The sequence below is a fragment of the Neorhizobium galegae bv. orientalis str. HAMBI 540 genome (assembly GCF_000731315.1).
Taxonomy (GTDB): Bacteria; Pseudomonadota; Alphaproteobacteria; order Rhizobiales; family Rhizobiaceae; genus Neorhizobium; species Neorhizobium galegae.
This window is the reverse complement of sequence record NZ_HG938353.1, coordinates 3,696,187-3,714,806: the sequence shown is the minus strand read 5'-3', so window position 1 is coordinate 3,714,806 and position 18,620 is coordinate 3,696,187. Positions and strand designations below refer to the sequence as shown.

Here is an 18,620-nt window from a genome sequence, read left to right as displayed (position 1 = left end):
TTTTCGCAATTCCGGACGCAAAACCGCTCTGCACTTTTGCTGGAATTGCTTTGAGGAAGTAGACCTTCATGGCCGAGGCTTTCAACTTTGAACTGGTTTCGCCCGAGCGCCTGCTCGTCTCGGAAAAGGTCACCGAAGTGGTGATCCCGGCGACGCTTGGCGAAATGACGGTGCTTGCCAATCACGCGCCGACGATGACGACCATCAAGCCGGGTGTGGTTTCGGTGAAGCTTGCCTCGGGCCAGGTCACCAAATACGTGGTTTTCGGTGGCTTCGCCGACATCCTGCCGACCGGCTGCACGCTGCTTGCCGAATCTGCGGTTCCGGCGAGCGAGCTGACCCACGCGACGCTGCAGAAGCGGATCGAGACGACGCAGGCCGAGATCAACCACGCGCAGAACGACGAGCACAAGACCAAGCTCGAACAGTTCCTGGCGGAACTGACGCACCTGAACGGCGTCGTCAATCCGGCCTGATACGTCAAAATTCTCTGCGAAAGAGCAAGGCGGTCCGAAAGGCCGCCTTTTTCTTTGGGCGGTGGTCGGTTCCTCCGGCGGCTATCGGCGGGACCGGATGGCCGCTTGTATGTGCCGCGCCATCTTGTTAGCCCTTGCCGGTGGAGGAACGCGATGATCGACAAGCTGGAATTCTTCATTGCCCTGGCGCGCGAAGGCCATTTCGGCCGGGCGGCGGAGGAGTGCGGCATTTCGCAGCCATCGCTTTCGGCGGCGATCCGTCAGCTCGAAGAACAGCTCGGCGTGCAACTCGTGGTGCGCGGCTCGCGCTACCAGGGCCTGACGCCGGAAGGCCAGCGGGTGCTGGAATGGGCAAAACGGATCGTCGGCGATGCGCGCACCATGCGCGAGGAAATGCGCGCGGCCCGCAAGGGCCTTGTCGGTCATATCCGGCTGGCGTCGATCCCGACGGCGCTGGCGATGATCCCCAGATTGACCGAACCCTTCCAGGCCAAGCATCCGGAAGTCACCTTTTCCGTCGTCTCGCGCAATTCCCTGCAGGTTCTTTCCCAGCTCGACAATTTCGAAATCGACGCGGGCATTACCTATCTCGACAACGAGCCGCTGGGGCGCGTGACGAGCGTGCCGCTCTATGCGGAGCGCTATAATCTGGTGACGGCCGAGGGCGCGCCCTATGCGGACCGGGAAAGCGTGACCTGGAAGGAGATGGCCGATCTTAGGCTCTGTCTATTGACGCCCGACATGCAGAACCGCCGGATCATCAACCAGCACCTTGCGGAAGCGGGGGTGACGGTGAAGCCGATGCTCGAATCGAACTCGATGGTGGTGCTTCTCTCGCATGTGGGGACCGGGCGCTGGGCGAGCATCATGCCGCGCAACGTGGCGCGATCGTTCGGGTTCACAAAAGAAATCAGGACGATCCCCATCGTTGATCCGGAAGCCACGCATATCGTCGGGCTTGTTGCGACACACCGCGAGCCGTTTACGCCGCTGGTGTCGGCCCTGCTTCACGAGGCTCGCAGCCTCACTCCTGCTGCCATGGCTTGATAGTTTTTTTCTATCGCGTAACCGATCTCCTTTATTGACGGTTGAGGCCCCGGTTGCGACATTCCATTCCCAGTAGGCGAAGTACGATTGTCGGACAACTTCGTCGGCTTTCTGATCCGCATGTGCATGGTGGCGCCGACGCCGCGGCGCTGGGACGGATCAGCCCGGGAGGCTACAGACTATGAATATGCGAATTTCCGCTGGTGAGCTCACCGAGCGGTCGCTTCAGATCATCAGGGATCTGAAGCATTTGGAAGGTCCGATGCTGCCGATCCTGCATGCGATCCAGGCAGAGTTCGGTTATGTGCCGGAAGAGGTAAAGCCGGTCATCGCCAGTGAACTCAACCTGTCGCGCGCCGAAGTGCATGGCGTCGTCACCTTCTATCACGAATTCCGCGACCACCCGGCCGGCCGGCATGTGCTAAAGCTCTGTCGCGCCGAAGCCTGCCAGTCGATGGGCAGCGACCGCATCGCGGACCATGCCCGGCAGCTTCTCGGGATCGACTTCCACCAGACAACACTCGACGGAGCCGTGACGCTCGAACCCGTCTACTGTCTGGGGCTCTGTGCCTGCGCGCCCGCCGCGATGCTCGATGGCGAGGTTCTTGGCCGCGTCGACGAGCACTGTCTTAGCGAAATCGTTGCGGGGCTAAGCCGATGACGGTGACGATTTTCGTTCCGCGCGATGCTGCAGCGCTCGCGCTCGGTGCCGAAAAGGTGGCGAACGCGATAATCGCCGAAATCGCAGCCCGCGGCCTCGATGCGAAAGTCGTGCGCAACGGCTCGCGTGGCATGTTCTGGCTGGAGCCATTGGTCGAGGTGAGTACCGAACACGGGCGTATCGCCTATGGGCCGGTCAAGGCCGGCGACGTTTCAGGCCTGTTCGATGCCGGTTTCCTGCAAGGTGCAGAGCATGCTTTGCATCTCGGTCCGACCCACGACATCCCGTTCCTGCGCCAGCAGACGCGGCTGACCTTCTCCCGTTGCGGCGTCACGGATCCGCTTTCGCTGGATGACTATCGCCAGTATCAGGGGCTGAAGGGCCTCGATAATGCGATCGCCATGACTGGGGCACAGATCGTTGCCCAGGTCACGGACAGTGGCCTTCGCGGCCGCGGCGGCGCCGGCTTCCCGACCGGCATCAAGTGGAAGACGGTGATGGATGCGGCGGGGCCGCAAAAATACATCGTCTGCAATGCGGACGAGGGCGACAGCGCCACCTTCGCTGACCGGATGATCATGGAGGGCGATCCCTTCGTGCTGATCGAAGGCATGATCATTGCGGGCATCGCGACGGGTGCCACCAAGGGTTATGTCTATACCCGCTCGGAATATCCGCACGCCATCGCGACGATGCGCCAAGCGGTCGAGATCGCCCGTGCCGCCGGCATTCTCGGCCCGTCGGTGATGGGTTCGGTGCATGCCTTTGACATGGAGGTCCGCTCCGGCGCCGGTGCCTATGTCTGCGGCGAAGAGACCTCGCTGCTGAATTCGCTGGAAGGCAAGCGCGGCATCGTGCGCGCCAAGCCGCCGCTGCCGGCGCTGCAGGGTTTTCTCGGCCGCCCGACGGTGGTCAACAACGTCATCTCGCTTGCGTCGGTGCCGGTCATCATGGATCGCGGTGCCGCCTTCTATCGAGATTTCGGCATGGGCCGTTCGCGCGGCACGATCCCGATCCAGATCGCCGGCAATGTCAAATACGGTGGCCTCTACGAGACGGCCTTCGGCCTGTCGCTCGGCGAGATCGTCGATCATATCGGCGGCGGCACGGCGACCGGACGGCCGGTGAAGGCGGTGCAGGTGGGTGGGCCACTCGGCGCCTATTTCCCGCGCGCGCTGTTCGATACGCCGTTCGACTACGAAGCCTTCGCAGCCCGGGACGGGCTGATCGGCCATGCCGGCATCACCGTGTTCGACGATAGCGCCGACATGCTGAAGCAGGCGCGGTTCGCAATGGAGTTCTGCGCCATCGAAAGCTGCGGCAAGTGCACGCCCTGCCGCATCGGCTCGACGCGCGGCGTGGAAACGGCCGACAAAATCGCTCAGGGTATCGAGCCGGAGAAGAACAAGGCGCTGCTCGCCGACCTCTGCAACACGATGAAGTTCGGTTCGCTCTGTGCGCTCGGCGGCTTTACGCCCTATCCGGTGATGAGCGCGATGAACCACTTTCCGGAGGATTTTTCTCCGGTTCCGATGGTGGAGGCGGCGGAATGATGGCCCTGCGCGCGTCAGCTCCGGTTGAACTCCGGAGTGCCCCCCTCTGCCCTGCCGGGCATCTCCCCCTCAAGGGGGGAGATCGGCTGGGGGCTTGCTCTCCGCATTCCATTGTACCTCGCATCCTCCGTGTCGGCTCTTTTGAAGCGGCGGTTCTGCCTTTTGTGATCTCCCCACCTGAGGGGGAGATGCCCGGCAGGGCAGAGGGGGGCGGCTTGCTCCGAGGTCAAAGACTCAATTCCATTTTCGTACAGGAGACACACAATGTCCCTCGTTCATGAAATCGACTACGGCACACCGGCTTCCCGCTCCGAAGCCCAGGTGACCCTTACCATTGACGGCCGCGCCATTACCGTGCCGGAAGGCACGTCGATCATGCGCGCTTCGATGGAAGCCGGTATCAAGGTTCCGAAACTCTGCGCCACCGACATGGTCGACGCCTTCGGTTCCTGCCGCCTCTGTCTCGTCGAGATCGAAGGCCGCAACGGCACGCCGGCGTCCTGCACCACGCCTGTCATGCCGGGCATGGTGGTCCACACCCAGACCGGACGACTGAAGGACATCCGCAAGGGGGTCATGGAGCTCTATATCTCCGACCACCCGCTCGACTGTCTCACCTGCGCCGCCAACGGGGACTGCGAATTGCAGGACATGGCCGGCGCAGTAGGCCTTCGCGACGTTCGCTACGGCTATGAGGGCGACAACCACGTCAAGGCTCGCAACGATGGCGCGATCAACGCCAAGTGGATGCCGAAGGACGAGTCGAACCCGTACTTCACCTACGATCCGTCGAAGTGCATCGTCTGCTCCCGTTGTGTGCGTGCCTGCGAGGAAGTGCAGGGCACGTTCGCGCTGACGATCGAGGGCCGCGGCTTCGGCAGCCGTGTCTCGCCCGGTGCCCACGAACTTTTCCTCGATTCCGAATGCGTTTCCTGCGGCGCCTGCGTTCAGGCCTGCCCGACGGCGACGCTCACTGAAAAGTCGGTGATCGCGATCGGCCAGCCGGAACATTCGGAAGTCACCACCTGCGCCTATTGCGGCGTCGGCTGCTCCTTCAAGGCGGAGATGCGCGGCGAGGAACTGGTGCGCATGGTGCCGTGGAAGGATGGCCAGGCGAACCGCGGCCATTCCTGCGTCAAGGGCCGCTTCGCTTACGGATATGCGACCCACAAGGACCGCATCCTCAACCCGATGATCCGCGAGAAGATTTCCGATCCGTGGCGGGAAGTGACCTGGGAAGAGGCCTTTTCGCACGTGGCTTCCGAGTTCCGCCGGATCCAGTACCAGTACGGTCGGGATTCGATCGGCGGCATCACCTCGTCGCGCTGCACCAACGAGGAGACCTTCCTCGTGCAGAAGCTGATCCGCGCCGGCTTCGGCAACAACAATGTCGATACCTGTGCCCGCGTCTGCCATTCGCCGACCGGTTACGGTCTCGGCCAGGCGTTCGGCACGTCTGCCGGCACGCAGAATTTCGACTCGGTCGAGCATACCGACGTCGCCATCGTCATCGGCGCCAACCCGACCGACGGCCATCCCGTGTTCGGCTCGCGCCTTAAGAAGCGGCTGCGCCAGGGCGCCAAGCTAATCGTCATCGATCCGCGCCGCATCGATCTCGTCCGCACGCCGCATGTGGAGGCCGATTATCACCTGCCGCTGCAGCCGGGCACCAATGTTGCCGTACTGACGGCGCTTGCCCATGTCATTGTCACCGAAGGCCTGTTCGACGAGAAGTTCATCCGCGAACGCTGCGACTGGTCCGAATTCGAGGACTGGGCCGGCTTCGTTTCGGAAGACGCACACAGCCCGGAGGCGACCGAGAAATATACCGGCGTGCCGGCGGATCTCGTTCGCGGTGCGGCCCGGCTTTACGCTAAGGGCGGCAACGGGGCGATCTATTACGGTCTCGGCGTCACCGAACACAGCCAGGGCTCGACCACCGTCATGGCGATCGCCAACCTTGCGATGGTCACCGGCAATATCGGCCGTCCGGGCGTCGGCGTAAACCCGCTGCGCGGCCAGAACAATGTCCAGGGCTCCTGCGACATGGGCTCCTTTCCGCACGAACTGCCGGGCTACCGCCATATCTCGGACGATGCGACCCGCGACACGTTCGAAAAGCTCTGGGGCGTGACGCTCAACAACGAACCGGGCCTGCGCATCCCGAACATGCTGGATGCCGCCGTCGAAGGCACGTTCAAGGGCATCTACATCCAGGGCGAGGACATTCTCCAGTCCGACCCGGATACCAAGCACGTCTCGGCCGGCCTTGCCGCGATGGAATGCGTCGTCGTCCACGATCTCTTCCTCAACGAGACGGCCAATTACGCGCATGTCTTCCTGCCGGGTTCGACCTTCCTCGAAAAGGACGGCACGTTCACCAATGCGGAACGCCGCATCAACCGCGTGCGCAAGGTGATGAGCCCGAAGAACGGTTATGCTGATTGGGAAGTTACCCAGAAGCTGGCGCAGTCGATGGGACTTGCCTGGAACTATGCGCATCCGTCCGAGATCATGGACGAGATCGCCGTATCGACGCCGAGCTTCGCGCTGGTTTCCTATGACTATCTCGACAAGATGGGCTCGGTTCAGTGGCCGTGCAACGAGGCGCACCCGGTCGGCTCGCCGATCATGCATGTCGACGGTTTTGTGCGGGGCAAGGGCAAGTTCATCCGTACCGAATATGTCGCGACGGACGAGCGTACCGGCCCGCGCTTCCCGCTGCTGCTGACCACAGGTCGCGTCCTTTCCCAGTACAATGTGGGCGCCCAGACGCGCCGTACCGAAAATGTCACCTGGCATGCGGAAGACCGGCTGGAAATCCATCCGCACGATGCCGAACAGCGCGGCATCAAGGAAGGCGACTGGATCAAGCTCGCCAGCCGTTCGGGCGATACGACGCTGCGGGCGCTGATCACCGACCGCGTCGCGCCGGGCGTGGTCTACACGACCTTCCACCACCCGAACACCCAGGCAAACGTCATCACCACCGACTTCTCCGACTGGGCGACCAATTGCCCGGAATACAAGGTGACGGCGGTGCAGATATCGCCGTCCAACGGCCCGACCGAATGGCAGAGCGATTATGACGAACTGTCGCGGCGGTCTCGACGGATTACGGGGAAGCTGGAGGCTGCTGAGTGATGCAATTGCCTGGCGTGCTTCGCGTTACCCCCCTCTGCCTGCCGGCATCTCCCCCACAAGGGGGGAGATCGGCAAGACGCGCCGCCGGCATTCGTCAGCATTGGAAATACGTTTGCTCACTCGATGACGTTAATAGTGGGCTGGACATCGCCACATCCGATCTCCCCCCTTGTGGGGGAGATGCCCGGCAGGGCAGAGGGGGGTATTCCTGCCCCGACGTCCTATGACCTTATTCAACACCACCGCAACAGCCCCCGAGATCGCCCGCCGCAACGGCGTGGTCCGCACGGCCACGCGGGTGGTGCCGGAGGAGGTGCCTATCGCCTTTTCCTATGGCGGGTCGACCCATGCGGTGATGATGGGCACGCCTGCCGATCTCGAGGATTTCGCGGTCGGCTTCAGCCTGACGGAAGGCATCATCGCGTCGATGGCGGAGATCGAGAGCATCACCGTGGTTGCGGAAGGTGCCGGTCTCGATGTTCAGGTGACGCTCGCCGAGGATAAGGAAGATGCGCTGCGCGCTCGCCGGCGACATATGGCCGGGCCGGTCGGCTGCGGGCTTTGCGGCATCGAATCGATCGAGCAGGCCATGCGCCCGGTGCCGGATGTTTCCGCGGTGACGATGGCGCTCAGCCCGAAAGAGGTGAGCGAAGCTGTCGCGGCACTCAATTGTGCGCAGCCGCTGCATCGGGAAACCCATGCGGTTCACGGCGCCGGTTTTTATCGGCCGGGCAAGGGGCTGGTTGCCGTCCGCGAGGATGTCGGCCGCCACAATGCGCTCGATAAGCTTGCCGGAGCGGTCACCCGCGAGGGCGTCAAGGGTTCGGCCGGCGTCGTGGTCGTCACCAGCCGCATCTCCGTCGAGATGGTGCAGAAGACGGCGATCCTCGGAAGCCCGGTGCTGATTGCCATTTCCGCGCCGACAGCACTTGCCATCCGCACGGCGGAAGCGGCGGGCATGACCTTGATCGCGCTGACCCGCGGCGAGGATTTCGAAATTTTCACGCGTACCGATCGCATAACCACTGGAGTTGTCGCCGATGTCGCATGACCAAAGCCCCGAGCAATTGGTGCTCGACAAGCTGGTCCGGATGGCCAACCAGATCGCTACCTTCTTTCTGTCGCAGCCGGAAAGCGTCCGCGCCGAGGGCGTTGCGACGCATATCAACAAATTCTGGGAGCCGCGCATGCGCCGGCACCTTTTCGAGCATCTCGACAATGGCGGGGCAGGGCTGCTGCCGCTCGTGGTCGAGGCCTCGACGCTGATCCGCCGGCCGGAAGCCAAGGTTGGATCGGGCGTTGGCGTCGGCCAGGATGCGAGGCAGGGTGCGCCGGGCGGCAAGGGTCCCGCTGAGGGAGAATCGCTTTCCGAACCGAGCATTCCGGAGAGCGCCGCATGAATTCATCCATCCGGCAGGTGAGGGGCCGGAGGGGGAATAGAGCATAGCCGTCATCCAGAGGGAGGATATTTTTTAATGGCAATTGCAGACACGACGAACGAGGGCCTGACAGGCAATGTCGGGCTCCTCGATAGGGAACGTATTATCGCAAAACCGGGCTTCAATCGCTGGCTGGTGCCGCCGGCAGCTTTGGCTATTCACCTTTGCATCGGCATGGCATACGGCTTCAGCGTCTTCTGGCTGCCGCTGTCGCGCGCCCTAGGTACCACGCAGGACCCGTCCTGCACCAGTCTCAATCTCATCTCGGCACTGTTCACGACAAGCTGCAACTGGCGTGTTGCAGACCTCGGGTGGATCTACACGCTGTTCTTCGTGCTGCTCGGTTGCTCGGCGGCGATCTGGGGCGGCTGGCTGGAACGGGTCGGCCCGCGCAAGGCCGGTTTCGTCTCGGCCTGCTGCTGGTGCGGCGGCATTATCGTCGCGGCCATCGGCGTTATGACCCATCAGCTGTGGCTGATGTGGATCGGCGCCGGCGTGATCGGTGGTGTCGGCCTCGGTCTCGGTTACATCTCGCCGGTCTCGACGCTGATCAAATGGTTCCCGGACCGCCGCGGCATGGCGACCGGTATGGCTATCATGGGCTTCGGAGGCGGCGCGATGATCGGCGCTCCGCTCGCCAACCTCTTGATGAACTATTTCAAGACCGGTACTTCGGTCGGCGTCTGGCAGACCTTCATCTGCATGGCGGTGATCTATTTCTGCTTCATGATGGGCGGCGCCTTCGGGTACCGTATCCCGCCGGCCGGCTGGCGTCCCGAAGGCTGGACGCCTCCGGTCTCCAAAACGACGATGATCACCACCAGGCACGTCCACCTGCGGGATGCACACAAGACCAAGCAGTTCTGGCTGATCTGGGCGGTGCTTTGCCTGAACGTTTCGGCTGGCATCGGCGTTATCGGCATGGCCTCGCCGATGCTGCAGGAAATCTTCGCCGGGTCGCTGATCGGTCTGCCGAACCTGACCTTCTCGCAGCTTGACGCGAGCCAGAAGGCACAGATCGCCACGATTGCCGCCGGTTTTGCGGGTCTCCTGTCGCTCTTCAATATCGGCGGGCGCTTCTTCTGGGCATCGCTCTCCGACAAGATCGGCCGCAAGAACACATACTATACGTTCTTCGTGCTCGGCATCGTGCTTTATGCGCTCGCTCCGACGCTTGCCGATATGGGCAACAAGGCGCTCTTCGTGCTCGCCTTCGGCATCATCCTGTCCATGTATGGCGGCGGTTTTGCGACCATTCCCGCGTACCTTGCGGATATCTTCGGCACCCAGTTCGTCGGCGCCATCCACGGTCGCCTGCTGACGGCCTGGGCGACGGCCGGCATCCTCGGACCGGTCGTCGTCAACTACATCCGCGAAGCTCAGCTCACGGCAGGCGTACCTGCCGGTCCGGCGCTCTATACCGGCACGATGTATATCCTCGCCGGCATGCTGGTGCTGGGTCTGGTCGCAAACTCGCTGGTGCGTCCGCTTGCCGACAAATGGTTCATGTCGGACCACGAAGTTGCTTCGCTGCAGGCAAAGACGGCTGCCGCGAATGCCGGTCCGACCGGCTCCTTCGGCATCGGCACCGGTGGGCTGGATGCCAAGGCGGCGATCGCCTGGGCCGTGGTCGGCATTCCGCTCCTCTGGGGCGTCTGGGTGACGCTGCGGAGCAGTCTGGTGCTGTTCGGCTAACATTCGGCAATTGGAATGACGAAGGGGCGGCTTGTCGAAGCCGCCCCTTCTTTTTGCCTTGCACGCAAATGTGAGGATAAAAACGGAGGCGGCTCCGCTTGACGGCGGCGGAATCCAAGCTAGATTGCCTTCCGGAACCCGAGTTCGCATTCTCTGCGAAACGCACGCGCCCGCGTGCCCGATCCGGCTTCCAGTGACTGCTTTATCTCTTCATATCTTCAGTGCACACGGGAGTTCTCCATGCGCTACAATCAATTGGGCAATACAGGTCTTTTCGTCTCCGAACTCTGCCTCGGCACGATGACCTTCGGCGAGAACCAGACGGGCGCCGTCTGGAGTGCCGTCGCCGGTCTCGATCAGGACGCCGCCGACAAGATCGTCGAGCGCTCGCTGGCCGCCGGCGTCAACTTCATAGATACGGCGAATGTTTATTCCCAGGGCCGGTCAGAGGCCATCCTCGGTCAGGCGATCAAGAACCTCGGCGTGCCGCGCAAGGACGTGGTCATCGCCACGAAATTCCATGGCCAGATGGGCGACAAGCCGAACGATCGCGGCGCCTCCCGCGGCCATATCATGGACTCGGTGGAGCAGAGCCTCGAACGGCTGCAGATGAACCATATCGATCTCTACCAGATCCATGGCACCGACACGGTAACGCCGATCGACGAGACGCTGCGGGCGCTCGACGATCTCGTGTCGCGTGGCCTCGTCCGCTATATCGGCCTTTCCAACTGGGCGGCCTGGCGGATGGCGAAGGCGCTCGGCATTTCCGAGCGCAAGGGTTACGCCCGTTTCGAGACGGTGCAGGCCTACTATTCGATCGCCGGCCGCGACCTGGAGCGGGATATCGTACCGCTGATGCAGGAGGAGAAGCTCGGCCTGATGGTCTGGTCGCCGCTTGCCGGCGGGCTGCTCTCCGGCAAATACGGTCCAGGCGCTCCAGGCAACGGGGAAGGCCGCCGCGCCAACTTCGATTTTCCGCCGGTCGACAAGGATCGTGCCTGGGCCTGCGTCGCGGCCATGCGCGAAATCGGCGTCAAGCATGGCGCGAGCGTCGCGGAAGTGGCGCTGGCCTATATCCTGGCGAAACCGTTCGTCACGAGTGTCATCATCGGCGCCAAACGGCTGGAACAACTCGAAGAGAATTTGAAGGCCGTGAAGCTGAAGCTCGACGGGGAGGATATGGCAAAACTCGATGAGGTAAGCGCGCTTGCTCCGGAATATCCGGGCTGGATGCTGGCGCGCCAGGCTGCCGGACGCCGGCCGGCACCGTTCGAACCGAAGGAATAATCAGGAAAAAAGCCCGCGGTGGTTCAAACGCTGCGGGCTTCAAGTCGCGTGGCGGCTTAGAGGGTCTTTCCAGCCAACCGCCTTGGCCTCGAGGTGGTGCTGCAGGCGTGGCAGGTGCTTTGCCTCGCCTGTCAGAAATCAGGCAGCCAGATCGTCGGCCTCGGTGCCCTTGAACATCTTGGCAAGATTCAGGAAGCAGATCATGCCGTTCTCGTTGGCGATGATGCCTTCGGAGAAGGACTTGTCGAAGGAGGCGGAGATTTCCGGAACCGGCTGGACCTGGCTCGAAGGGATGGTCAGGATGTCCGAGACGCGATCGACGAGCATGCCGATGACCATGTTGTGGACTTCGGCGACCACGATGGCGCTGCGCTCGTTGGCAACCGTGCTCTTCATGCCGAGCTTGTAGGCAAGGTCGATGATCGGGATCACGGAACCGCGAAGGTTCATGACGCCGATGACATCGGCCGGGGCGTGCGGGATCGGCGTCGAAGGCGCCCATCCGCGGATTTCGCGGATTGTCGTCGTCTTGACGCAGAACTCCTGGTCATGGAGACGGAAGGCGATGATTTCCAGCGTTTCGCCGCTGTAGCTTGTGGAGTTGATCGTCGTAGCCATCAGAATTCTTCCCAACTATCCGTTGCCTGAGCGGCAGCGGCGGCACCCGTTGTGGTCCGCGCGACCGTTGCCATGAGTTTGCGTGCCGGCGATGCAACGGGTCGTGCATCAGGTCGCGCTATTTCAATCTTACGCGAAGAATGTTGCGCAAATCTAAATCGTCCCAGAAGATCCCGCAGGGTTTCGGCTTCGCGCGCCAGGCTGTGGCTGGCAGCGGTCGTTTCCTCGACCATGGCAGCGTTCTGCTGCGTGTTCTGGTCCATCGAGTTGACGGCCTTGCTGATCTCCTTGATGCCCGTCGACTGTTCGCGGGCAGCCTCGACGATCGCTGTGACATTGCCGTTGATCTCGTCCACCTGGGACATGATCTCGTCGAGCGCCTTGCCGGTTTCTCCGACCAGCGCGACGCCACGCTTGACCTGTTCGGAGGAGGTCGAGATCAGCGTCTTGATTTCCTTGGCCGCACTGGCGGAACGTTGAGCCAGTTCGCGGACTTCCTGGGCAACGACCGCAAAGCCCTTACCCGCTTCGCCGGCGCGTGCTGCCTCGACACCCGCATTGAGCGCCAGCAGGTTTGTCTGGAAGGCGATCTCGTCGATCACGCCGATGATATTGGAGATTTCCCGGGATGACGTCTCGATCTGGCCCATCGCGTTTACCGCGTTGCGCACCACGGCGCCGGAATGTTCGGCGCTTTTTTTAGCATGCGAGACAAGGGTCCCTGCTTCTTCCGCGCGTTTGGCGCTATCGGTGACGGTACGGCTGATTTCTTCAAGCGCCGCGGCGGTCTCCTCGACTGCCGCTGCCTGCTGCTCGGTGCGCTTGGCAAGGCTGTCGGAAGCCTGGCGAATCTCGCTGGAGCCGCCTGCAATCCCCTCGGCATTGTCCCCGACCGTGCGCATGGCATCCGCCAGCGTTGCGATGGCTCCATTGAAATCGAGGCGGATCTGCTCAAGCGTCGAAATGAAAGGCTTCTCGATGCGGATGGTCAGGTCGCCGTTTGAAAGAGACGTCAGGCCATCGGCGATGTCATCGACGGCGCGGACGCGTTCGGTGATGTCGGTTGCAAACTTGACCACCTTGAAGACGCGGCCGTCGGCGTCGAAGATCGGATTGTAGGACGCCTGGATCCAGACCGCCTTGCCGCCCTTGCCGATGCGCTTGAACTCGGCGGCAATCGCTTCGCCACCGGCAAGCTTCTTCCAGAATTGCGGGTATTCGGCGCTGTCACGAAATGACGGTTCGCAGAACATGCTGTGATGTTTGCCGACGATTTCCGAAAGCTGATAGCCGAGACAGGCGAGGAAATTTTCGTTGGCGGTCAGGACGTCGCCACCGGGCGTGAACTCGATGATGGCCTGCGTGCGCGAGATGGCGTTGATCTTGCCTTCGTCATCGGCGGATTTGAGCTTCGCGGCAGTGATGTCTGTTGCGAACTTGACCACCTTGTAAGGCTTGCCGCCTGAAGTCACCGGATTGTAGGAGGCCTGGATCCAGATCTCGCGGCCACCCTTGCCGATGCGCTTATAGGCGGCAGCGTCATATTTGCCGCTGCCGAGATGCGCCCAGAAATCCTTGTAGGCCTGTGACTTCACGTAGGCCGGATCGCAGAACATGCTGTGATGCTTGCCGACGATCTCGGAGAGAGCGTAGCCGAGCGTCTTGCAGAAGTTCTCGTTGGCCGTGAGGACTTTTCCGGACAGGTCAAACTCTATGATAGCCTGCGACTTATTGAGCGCTGCAAGTACTGCTTTCGCGTCAGCACCTGGAAGTGAAAGTATGGACATCTGGCTTGCCTGCCCCCGTCTGTAAGTTCCCGAACCGGCTCGATTTTGCCCGCAGCCTAACGAGGTAACCATCTCGCCGCCGGGACACTGAGTTCTGCTAAAAATAGCATTGAGGACTTAACGGAAGGTCAATAATTCTTTTCGGCTCAAGTCAGGGGGAATACGTATCTGTTCTGTGTTTTGTCAAATTCCGGATGATATGTATATGTTCCCCAGTGGCTCCAGTTTTCGATGTATGTTCGGGACTTCTGCGAAGTAATTTCGATCAATATTTTAAATATAAACTTACGCCGCATGTCGGGCCGGGCGGGCTGGGCGACTGGGCAGGCGCTTGCGGAGGTACGCCGATCAATGTGATGTCCTCGGAGCTCAGGTTTTTCTCCCGAACAAGCAGGAACCGATGGATATGGGAGATTAGTATTCGCGCTCATAAAAGATGCCGGCCTTGCCGCCTTCGGTGCCGGCGCCGGCCTTGAGCTTCACACCGCGACCGACATCGAGGTTGATCGTCGCTTCGGCGCCGCTTTCGCCGCCCTGTTCGAGCTGGATGTAGGTGCGGTTGTTGATGTAGCGGCCGACCGACACGGTGGTCTGGCCGGTCGCATCGGTGTTGATGTCGAGATCGTCGACACCGAGATTGTTGCGCAGGGTTTCGAGCAGCGATGTGGAGCCCCCGCCGGCCAGCTGCGCGACGGCGTCGGCCAGCTGGGCGATCTGCAGCGGTGACAGCCGCGACATGGACTGGCCGAAGATCAGCCGCGCCAGAACCTCGTCCTGGGGCAGGGCGGGTGAGGAAGAGAAGGCGATCGTCGGGTCATTGGCGACGCCGGTGACTTTCACCGTGATCGTCGTCGCGGCAGACGTCGTGTTCGCTTCCATGTTGAGAATCGGGATCAGGCCGCCGCCGAAGGTGATATCGCCGTCAGTGAAGTCCATCCGCTTTGCGAGGATGACGATACGGCCGCGGCGCATCTGGAAGCCGCCGGCGACGACCGGCGCAACCGCCGTGCCCGTCACGGTCAATTCACCGCCGAGCTCGGCGTCGATGCCTCGCCCGCGAACGAAAATGCCGTTCGGCGCACTGATCTGAAGGTTGAGCGCGATCGGGTTCGAACTGCCGCTGGCGCCCTTCGGGCGCAGCTTTTCCATCTGCCGCAGCACGTCAGGGGGTGCGTTCCGGTGGCGGATATCGATGGCGGAAAGCGAAGTCGGCAGGCGGGCGGGCACGGTAATCGCAGCCTTGGTCAGCGTTACCTTGCCACCGAGAATAGGGCCAGAGGTCAGCGGGCCGGTGATCGTCAGGGCGCCGTCGGTGGTTGCAGCAAACAGCGTGCCGTCGGCATAGGATGCCTGAGCAAGCGTGATCCTGAGATCGGCTGGAAATCCGGAGCCCGGTGTGATGCCGACCGAGCCCTGGACCGAGACCGTGCCGCCACCCGAGAGCTTGGCCGTGAGCCTCGAAATATTGGCGCTCTTACCATCGAAGGCGACATTGGCGGCGAGATCCGTCAGGGCGAGGTTACGGCGAACGTCCACCAGCCGGGCGCCGGAGGAGGATGCCGTGCCGGTGATCGCCGGCGCTGCCGCGGTGCCGCCGATCGCAAGATCGACATTGCCGGTGCCTTCCAGCACGAACCCTTGAGCGGCCATCTGCCCGGCGAGGATGGAGAAGGGCAGTTTCCCGCCGAATTTCAGATTGAGTGGCTTTTCGCCCGCAAGCGAGACGGAGCCGCCGCCCGATAACGAGACGCCGCCGCCGCCCGAAAGGCGGGTATCGACGGTGACGGTGCCGTTTTGAAACGTGCCGCCGGCGGTGATGTTGAAAGCCGCGACCCCGGCGGAGGTGGTCTGCGCGACGCCGGCATCTGCCCAGCGCAGATCATAACGGACGGCCGGGGCTTGCGGGGTTCCCGTCGTGGTCACCGTGCCGGAAATCGTGCCGCGGGCGTCGAGGCCTGGCGCAAAGGCGTTGACCAGGCTGGCGGGCACGGCATTGGCGCGGGCGTTTATGTCGAGCGCGGGAATGCCGTCCTTCAGGATAACCTTGCCCGCGGCGGACAGGTCGAGACCGCCGGAGCCCGTCAGCCGCGTCTTGTCTAATGTGACTGTCCCGTTGGCGAAGCTGCCGCTTGCTTGGACTCGAAAGGGACTGATGCCAGCGTCGCGCGACTGGCGAAGCTGTGCATCACTCCATTCTAAATCGTAACGTATGGCAGGAGCAGATGCGGCGCCGGTGGCGTTGATCGTGCCGGAAATCGTACCGGCAGCGTTGATCGCGGGCACGAAAGCGTTGATGAGGTTGGCGGGCAGGGCCTTGATATTGGCGGTCAAGTCCAGCGCCGACCCGGCTGTGCCGTTGACGGTGACGCTGCCGGTGCCGGTTGCGATGGTGAGGTCAGCAAGCCGCGCACCGCCGTTGGCGACCGCGATGCGGGTCGGCGCGGCAAGCCGGACCGGGATGCTGCGGGGCGCGGCGGTGAAGCTCTCGATGCCGACCGAGATATCGGAACCGCTCTGGATATCGCCGATCGCAGTGAGGGGTGCGTTGTCATATTGGGCGGCGAGGTTGAAGTTGGTCCGGTTGCCGCCCTGGCTGACGCCGAGGTTGACGTCGTTGATGCCGACCGATCCGGCGCCGATGCGGGTGGCGCGGACGGTGCCTTCGGCCGCGATCGCCTTGATGTCGGGAATGGCAAGGTCGATGTTCGGCTGGGCGATCTCGATCGTGCCGCGGCGAAGGGCACTGCCGGATGCCCGGATCGCAGCGCCTGCCTTGCCGCCGGTATTGCTGAACATCACCGTTCCCTTGAGATCGCCCTGGGCCTGCTGGGCCGCGAGCGCTGCAAGCAGGGAGACGTCCGGGAAGTCGAAGGTGAGCTGGCCTTCCGGCAGGAAGGCGGAGGAGAAGTTCAGGGCACCGGAGAGCTTGTTCGGGCCGATCTCGGCGGTGATCGCCGGCGCGCTGGTGCGGCCCTGGACGGAGGCGACGTCGGCATTGACGCGGATCGGCTGGCCATCGAGCGAACCCGTGCCGGTCAGCTTGCCCTTGGGGGCGTTCGGATCGGCGGTGCCTTCGAGGATGAAGCTCATGTCCTGGAGCTTGCGGCCGACCAGCCGGGCGTCGGCGGAATTGACCACGGCCCTGACGCCCATCGCGGCGAGCGGCCCCTTGGCGGAAATATCGAAACCGGCAGCACCTTCGGCCTCGGGCAGCCAGCGCTTGAGATCCGGCACGCGGCCGGCGAGGCGGCCGGTGACGGTCTGGTTTTCGAGCAGCATGTTGCCATGCGCCTCGATCGCGTTCGACCGCATCACGAAGTTCTCGAGGCTGACGCGGCCGCCGCTCACTATGTTGACATAACCTTCAGCGGACAGCTTGCCGTCGAATTTCGAAACCAGCCCCGGCGGCAGAACGGCGGGATTGGCGAAAACCCGGAAATTGCCGGTGACCGCCTGCTTCGACATGTCATAGGCGCCGGACAGCGTGCCGTTCACATTGCCGCTGTCGAAGGTTGCCGCATCGAGGCCGATCGCCGGAGGCGCCAGCCTTAGCGGCGCATCGAGCGTCACCGGCCCGCGGATCACCCGGTCGAGGTCGTCATTGGTGAAATTCGTGCGGGCCACGGTGAAGCGGCTGCGGATGCTGCCGGAGCGGCTGATGAGGTTCAGGTCTTCGCTTTCCGCCTGCAGGCGGATCTGGCCGAAGCGCCCCTGCGGCAGTTCCGCGGCGTTGAGCGCAGCCGTCGCGTTGAAGCGCGCCGAGGTGGCCGCGCCGGTCAGCGTAAAGTTGATGCTTTCGAAGGAGAAGCGGCTCTCCTGCCCGTTGATCGGCCAGACGAAGTCGACCGGGCCCTTCACGCCGTTGAGACTGGCGGTGAGGCTGTTGTCGCCTGTCTGGTCCCAGGCCCCCTTGGCCGCGATCTTCACGGCGCCGGAGGTGAGATCACCGCGTTCGATATCCACGCGACCGGAAGGCGCATAGACTGCAGCGATGTTGATATCGGTCGTGCCGCCGAACAGCGGACGAAAGGCGGGCGGGAGAAGCGTCGAAAGCTGACCGCCGCCGGTCACCTCCACTCTGTGCCTGCCGTTTGCGACCAGCATATGTTTGCCATCGACCGAGATGACGGGAATGCCGCCGACGCTGCCCTGCAACTTGCCGGCCCAGTCGGAAAGAGGTCCTTCGCCGTCGAGCGCGAGCTGGACCGCCGGGGTGCCGGGTAGACGCAGAACCCGGGCGAGCAGGCCACCCTGCGGCTCGGACACGGCAGCCTTGAGCGTCAGGCGATTTTCGGACGGCGCGTAGACCACGTCGGCAGATGCCATGGCATCCGGCTCGTCCTTGCGGGTTGCCTGCAGGTCGAGCGAAATGTCAGGTCCGGTCGCATCGATCGATCCCTTCACCGAAAGAGAGAAATCCCGTCCCGAAAGTGCCTGGGAGAGATTGATGTCCGGCAGATCGATCTGCGCGACGCGGATACCGACGGGTAAGGGCGACCCGGAGGAGTTCGTCGTCTGCGTCGTTGCGGGCGTTTTGGGCGGCCGCGGCGCACGGATGAAATTGACAGTGTCTGCGGAAATGTGCTCGGCGCGGAAAACACCGGTCACCAGGGATGTCGGCGACCAGTCGATCTTGATGCCGCCGATCTGGGCATAGGGGCCCATATCGTCGGACAGTGTAAGGGCATCGATACGCAGATCGCCGGTCAGAAGGCCTTCCGGCCGCGTGAAGGAGATGCCGCGGTCAGGCGTGGAGACGATGGCGGAAATCCGGTCCGCGGCAACGCGTCCGCCGACCGGGGTGAGGGCGACGAAAAGGACAACGCCCAAGGCCATGACGAACAGGATCGCGACCACGCCAAGCGCGGCCTTCAAGATCCATTTCAACAGGCGTACCATCAGCATCATGC

General features: G+C 62.8%; 12 protein-coding genes. 9 read left to right on the top strand and 3 right to left on the bottom strand.

Annotated elements, in window-relative coordinates; translation table 11 throughout:
• The first annotated feature begins 68 nt into the window (after positions 1–68).
• The 9 genes from RG540_RS18065 to RG540_RS18020 all read left to right on the top strand — a co-directional run bounded on the left by RG540_RS18065 (position 69) and on the right by RG540_RS18020 (position 11,305).
• A complete protein-coding gene (locus tag RG540_RS18065) occupies positions 69–476 on the top strand; it encodes a F0F1 ATP synthase subunit epsilon (RefSeq protein WP_038590760.1) in 408 nt (135 codons plus the stop codon).
• 153 nt (positions 477–629) lie between these two features.
• The gene (locus tag RG540_RS18060; protein ID WP_038590757.1) at positions 630–1,523 is read left to right on the top strand and encodes a LysR family transcriptional regulator; all 894 of its coding nucleotides are present in this window, start codon (positions 630–632) and stop codon (positions 1,521–1,523) included.
• A 181-nt stretch (positions 1,524–1,704) separates the two neighbouring features.
• Complete coding sequence (locus tag RG540_RS18055) at positions 1,705–2,184, top strand: formate dehydrogenase subunit gamma (protein WP_038590754.1); 480 nt, start codon at positions 1,705–1,707, stop codon at positions 2,182–2,184.
• Positions 2,181–3,737 (top strand): formate dehydrogenase beta subunit, encoded by a 1,557-nt coding sequence (locus RG540_RS18050; protein ID WP_038590751.1) that lies wholly within the window; start codon positions 2,181–2,183, stop codon positions 3,735–3,737. Before RG540_RS18055 ends, RG540_RS18050 begins: the two co-directional genes overlap by 4 nt.
• Before the next feature lie 264 nt (positions 3,738–4,001).
• Positions 4,002–6,881, top strand: a complete 2,880-nt coding sequence (fdhF, locus tag RG540_RS18040) for a formate dehydrogenase subunit alpha (RefSeq protein ID WP_038590748.1) — start codon at positions 4,002–4,004, stop codon at positions 6,879–6,881.
• 223 nt (positions 6,882–7,104) lie between these two features.
• The gene (gene fdhD / locus RG540_RS18035; protein WP_038590745.1) at positions 7,105–7,932 is read left to right on the top strand and encodes a formate dehydrogenase accessory sulfurtransferase FdhD; all 828 of its coding nucleotides are present in this window, start codon (positions 7,105–7,107) and stop codon (positions 7,930–7,932) included.
• Positions 7,922–8,281, top strand: coding sequence for a formate dehydrogenase subunit delta (locus RG540_RS18030; protein ID WP_155414716.1), 360 nt, complete (start codon positions 7,922–7,924; stop codon positions 8,279–8,281). The genes fdhD and RG540_RS18030 overlap by 11 nt, the downstream gene beginning before the upstream one ends.
• Before the next feature lie 75 nt (positions 8,282–8,356).
• Entirely contained in the window at positions 8,357–10,015 is a 1,659-nt protein-coding gene (locus tag RG540_RS18025; protein WP_038590742.1) for an OFA family MFS transporter, read from the top strand.
• Between the two features lie 240 nt (positions 10,016–10,255).
• Positions 10,256–11,305 (top strand): aldo/keto reductase, encoded by a 1,050-nt coding sequence (locus tag RG540_RS18020; RefSeq protein WP_038590739.1) that lies wholly within the window; start codon positions 10,256–10,258, stop codon positions 11,303–11,305.
• Positions 11,306–11,443: 138 nt separating this feature from the next.
• On the opposite strand, the gene RG540_RS18015 is transcribed toward RG540_RS18020, so the two are convergent.
• The 3 genes from RG540_RS18015 to RG540_RS18005 all read right to left on the bottom strand — a co-directional run bounded on the left by RG540_RS18015 (position 11,444) and on the right by RG540_RS18005 (position 18,618).
• Positions 11,444–11,923, bottom strand: coding sequence for a chemotaxis protein CheW (locus tag RG540_RS18015; RefSeq protein ID WP_038546443.1), 480 nt, complete (start codon positions 11,921–11,923; stop codon positions 11,444–11,446).
• Entirely contained in the window at positions 11,923–13,710 is a 1,788-nt protein-coding gene (locus RG540_RS18010) for a methyl-accepting chemotaxis protein (protein WP_038590736.1), read from the bottom strand. The genes RG540_RS18015 and RG540_RS18010 overlap by 1 nt, the downstream gene beginning before the upstream one ends.
• A 414-nt stretch (positions 13,711–14,124) precedes the next feature.
• Positions 14,125–18,618 (bottom strand): translocation/assembly module TamB domain-containing protein, encoded by a 4,494-nt coding sequence (locus tag RG540_RS18005; protein WP_038590733.1) that lies wholly within the window; start codon positions 18,616–18,618, stop codon positions 14,125–14,127.
• Positions 18,619–18,620 lie beyond the last annotated feature (2 nt).

What these genes read in the sequence shown, in the direction of transcription:
- RG540_RS18010 (WP_038590736.1), bottom strand. Translation starts at nt 13,710, where the DNA reads ATGTCCATACTTTCACTTCCAGGTGCTGACGCGAAAGCAGTACTTGCA.
- fdhD (WP_038590745.1), top strand. Translation starts at nt 7,105, where the DNA reads ATGACCTTATTCAACACCACCGCAACAGCCCCCGAGATCGCCCGCCGC.
- RG540_RS18055 (WP_038590754.1), top strand. Translation starts at nt 1,705, where the DNA reads ATGAATATGCGAATTTCCGCTGGTGAGCTCACCGAGCGGTCGCTTCAG.
- RG540_RS18050 (WP_038590751.1), top strand. Translation starts at nt 2,181, where the DNA reads ATGACGGTGACGATTTTCGTTCCGCGCGATGCTGCAGCGCTCGCGCTC.
- RG540_RS18025 (WP_038590742.1), top strand. Translation starts at nt 8,357, where the DNA reads ATGGCAATTGCAGACACGACGAACGAGGGCCTGACAGGCAATGTCGGG.
- RG540_RS18065 (WP_038590760.1), top strand. Translation starts at nt 69, where the DNA reads ATGGCCGAGGCTTTCAACTTTGAACTGGTTTCGCCCGAGCGCCTGCTC.
- RG540_RS18020 (WP_038590739.1), top strand. Translation starts at nt 10,256, where the DNA reads ATGCGCTACAATCAATTGGGCAATACAGGTCTTTTCGTCTCCGAACTC.
- RG540_RS18060 (WP_038590757.1), top strand. Translation starts at nt 630, where the DNA reads ATGATCGACAAGCTGGAATTCTTCATTGCCCTGGCGCGCGAAGGCCAT.
- RG540_RS18005 (WP_038590733.1), bottom strand. Translation starts at nt 18,618, where the DNA reads ATGATGCTGATGGTACGCCTGTTGAAATGGATCTTGAAGGCCGCGCTT.
- RG540_RS18015 (WP_038546443.1), bottom strand. Translation starts at nt 11,923, where the DNA reads ATGGCTACGACGATCAACTCCACAAGCTACAGCGGCGAAACGCTGGAA.
- RG540_RS18030 (WP_155414716.1), top strand. Translation starts at nt 7,922, where the DNA reads ATGTCGCATGACCAAAGCCCCGAGCAATTGGTGCTCGACAAGCTGGTC.
- fdhF (WP_038590748.1), top strand. Translation starts at nt 4,002, where the DNA reads ATGTCCCTCGTTCATGAAATCGACTACGGCACACCGGCTTCCCGCTCC.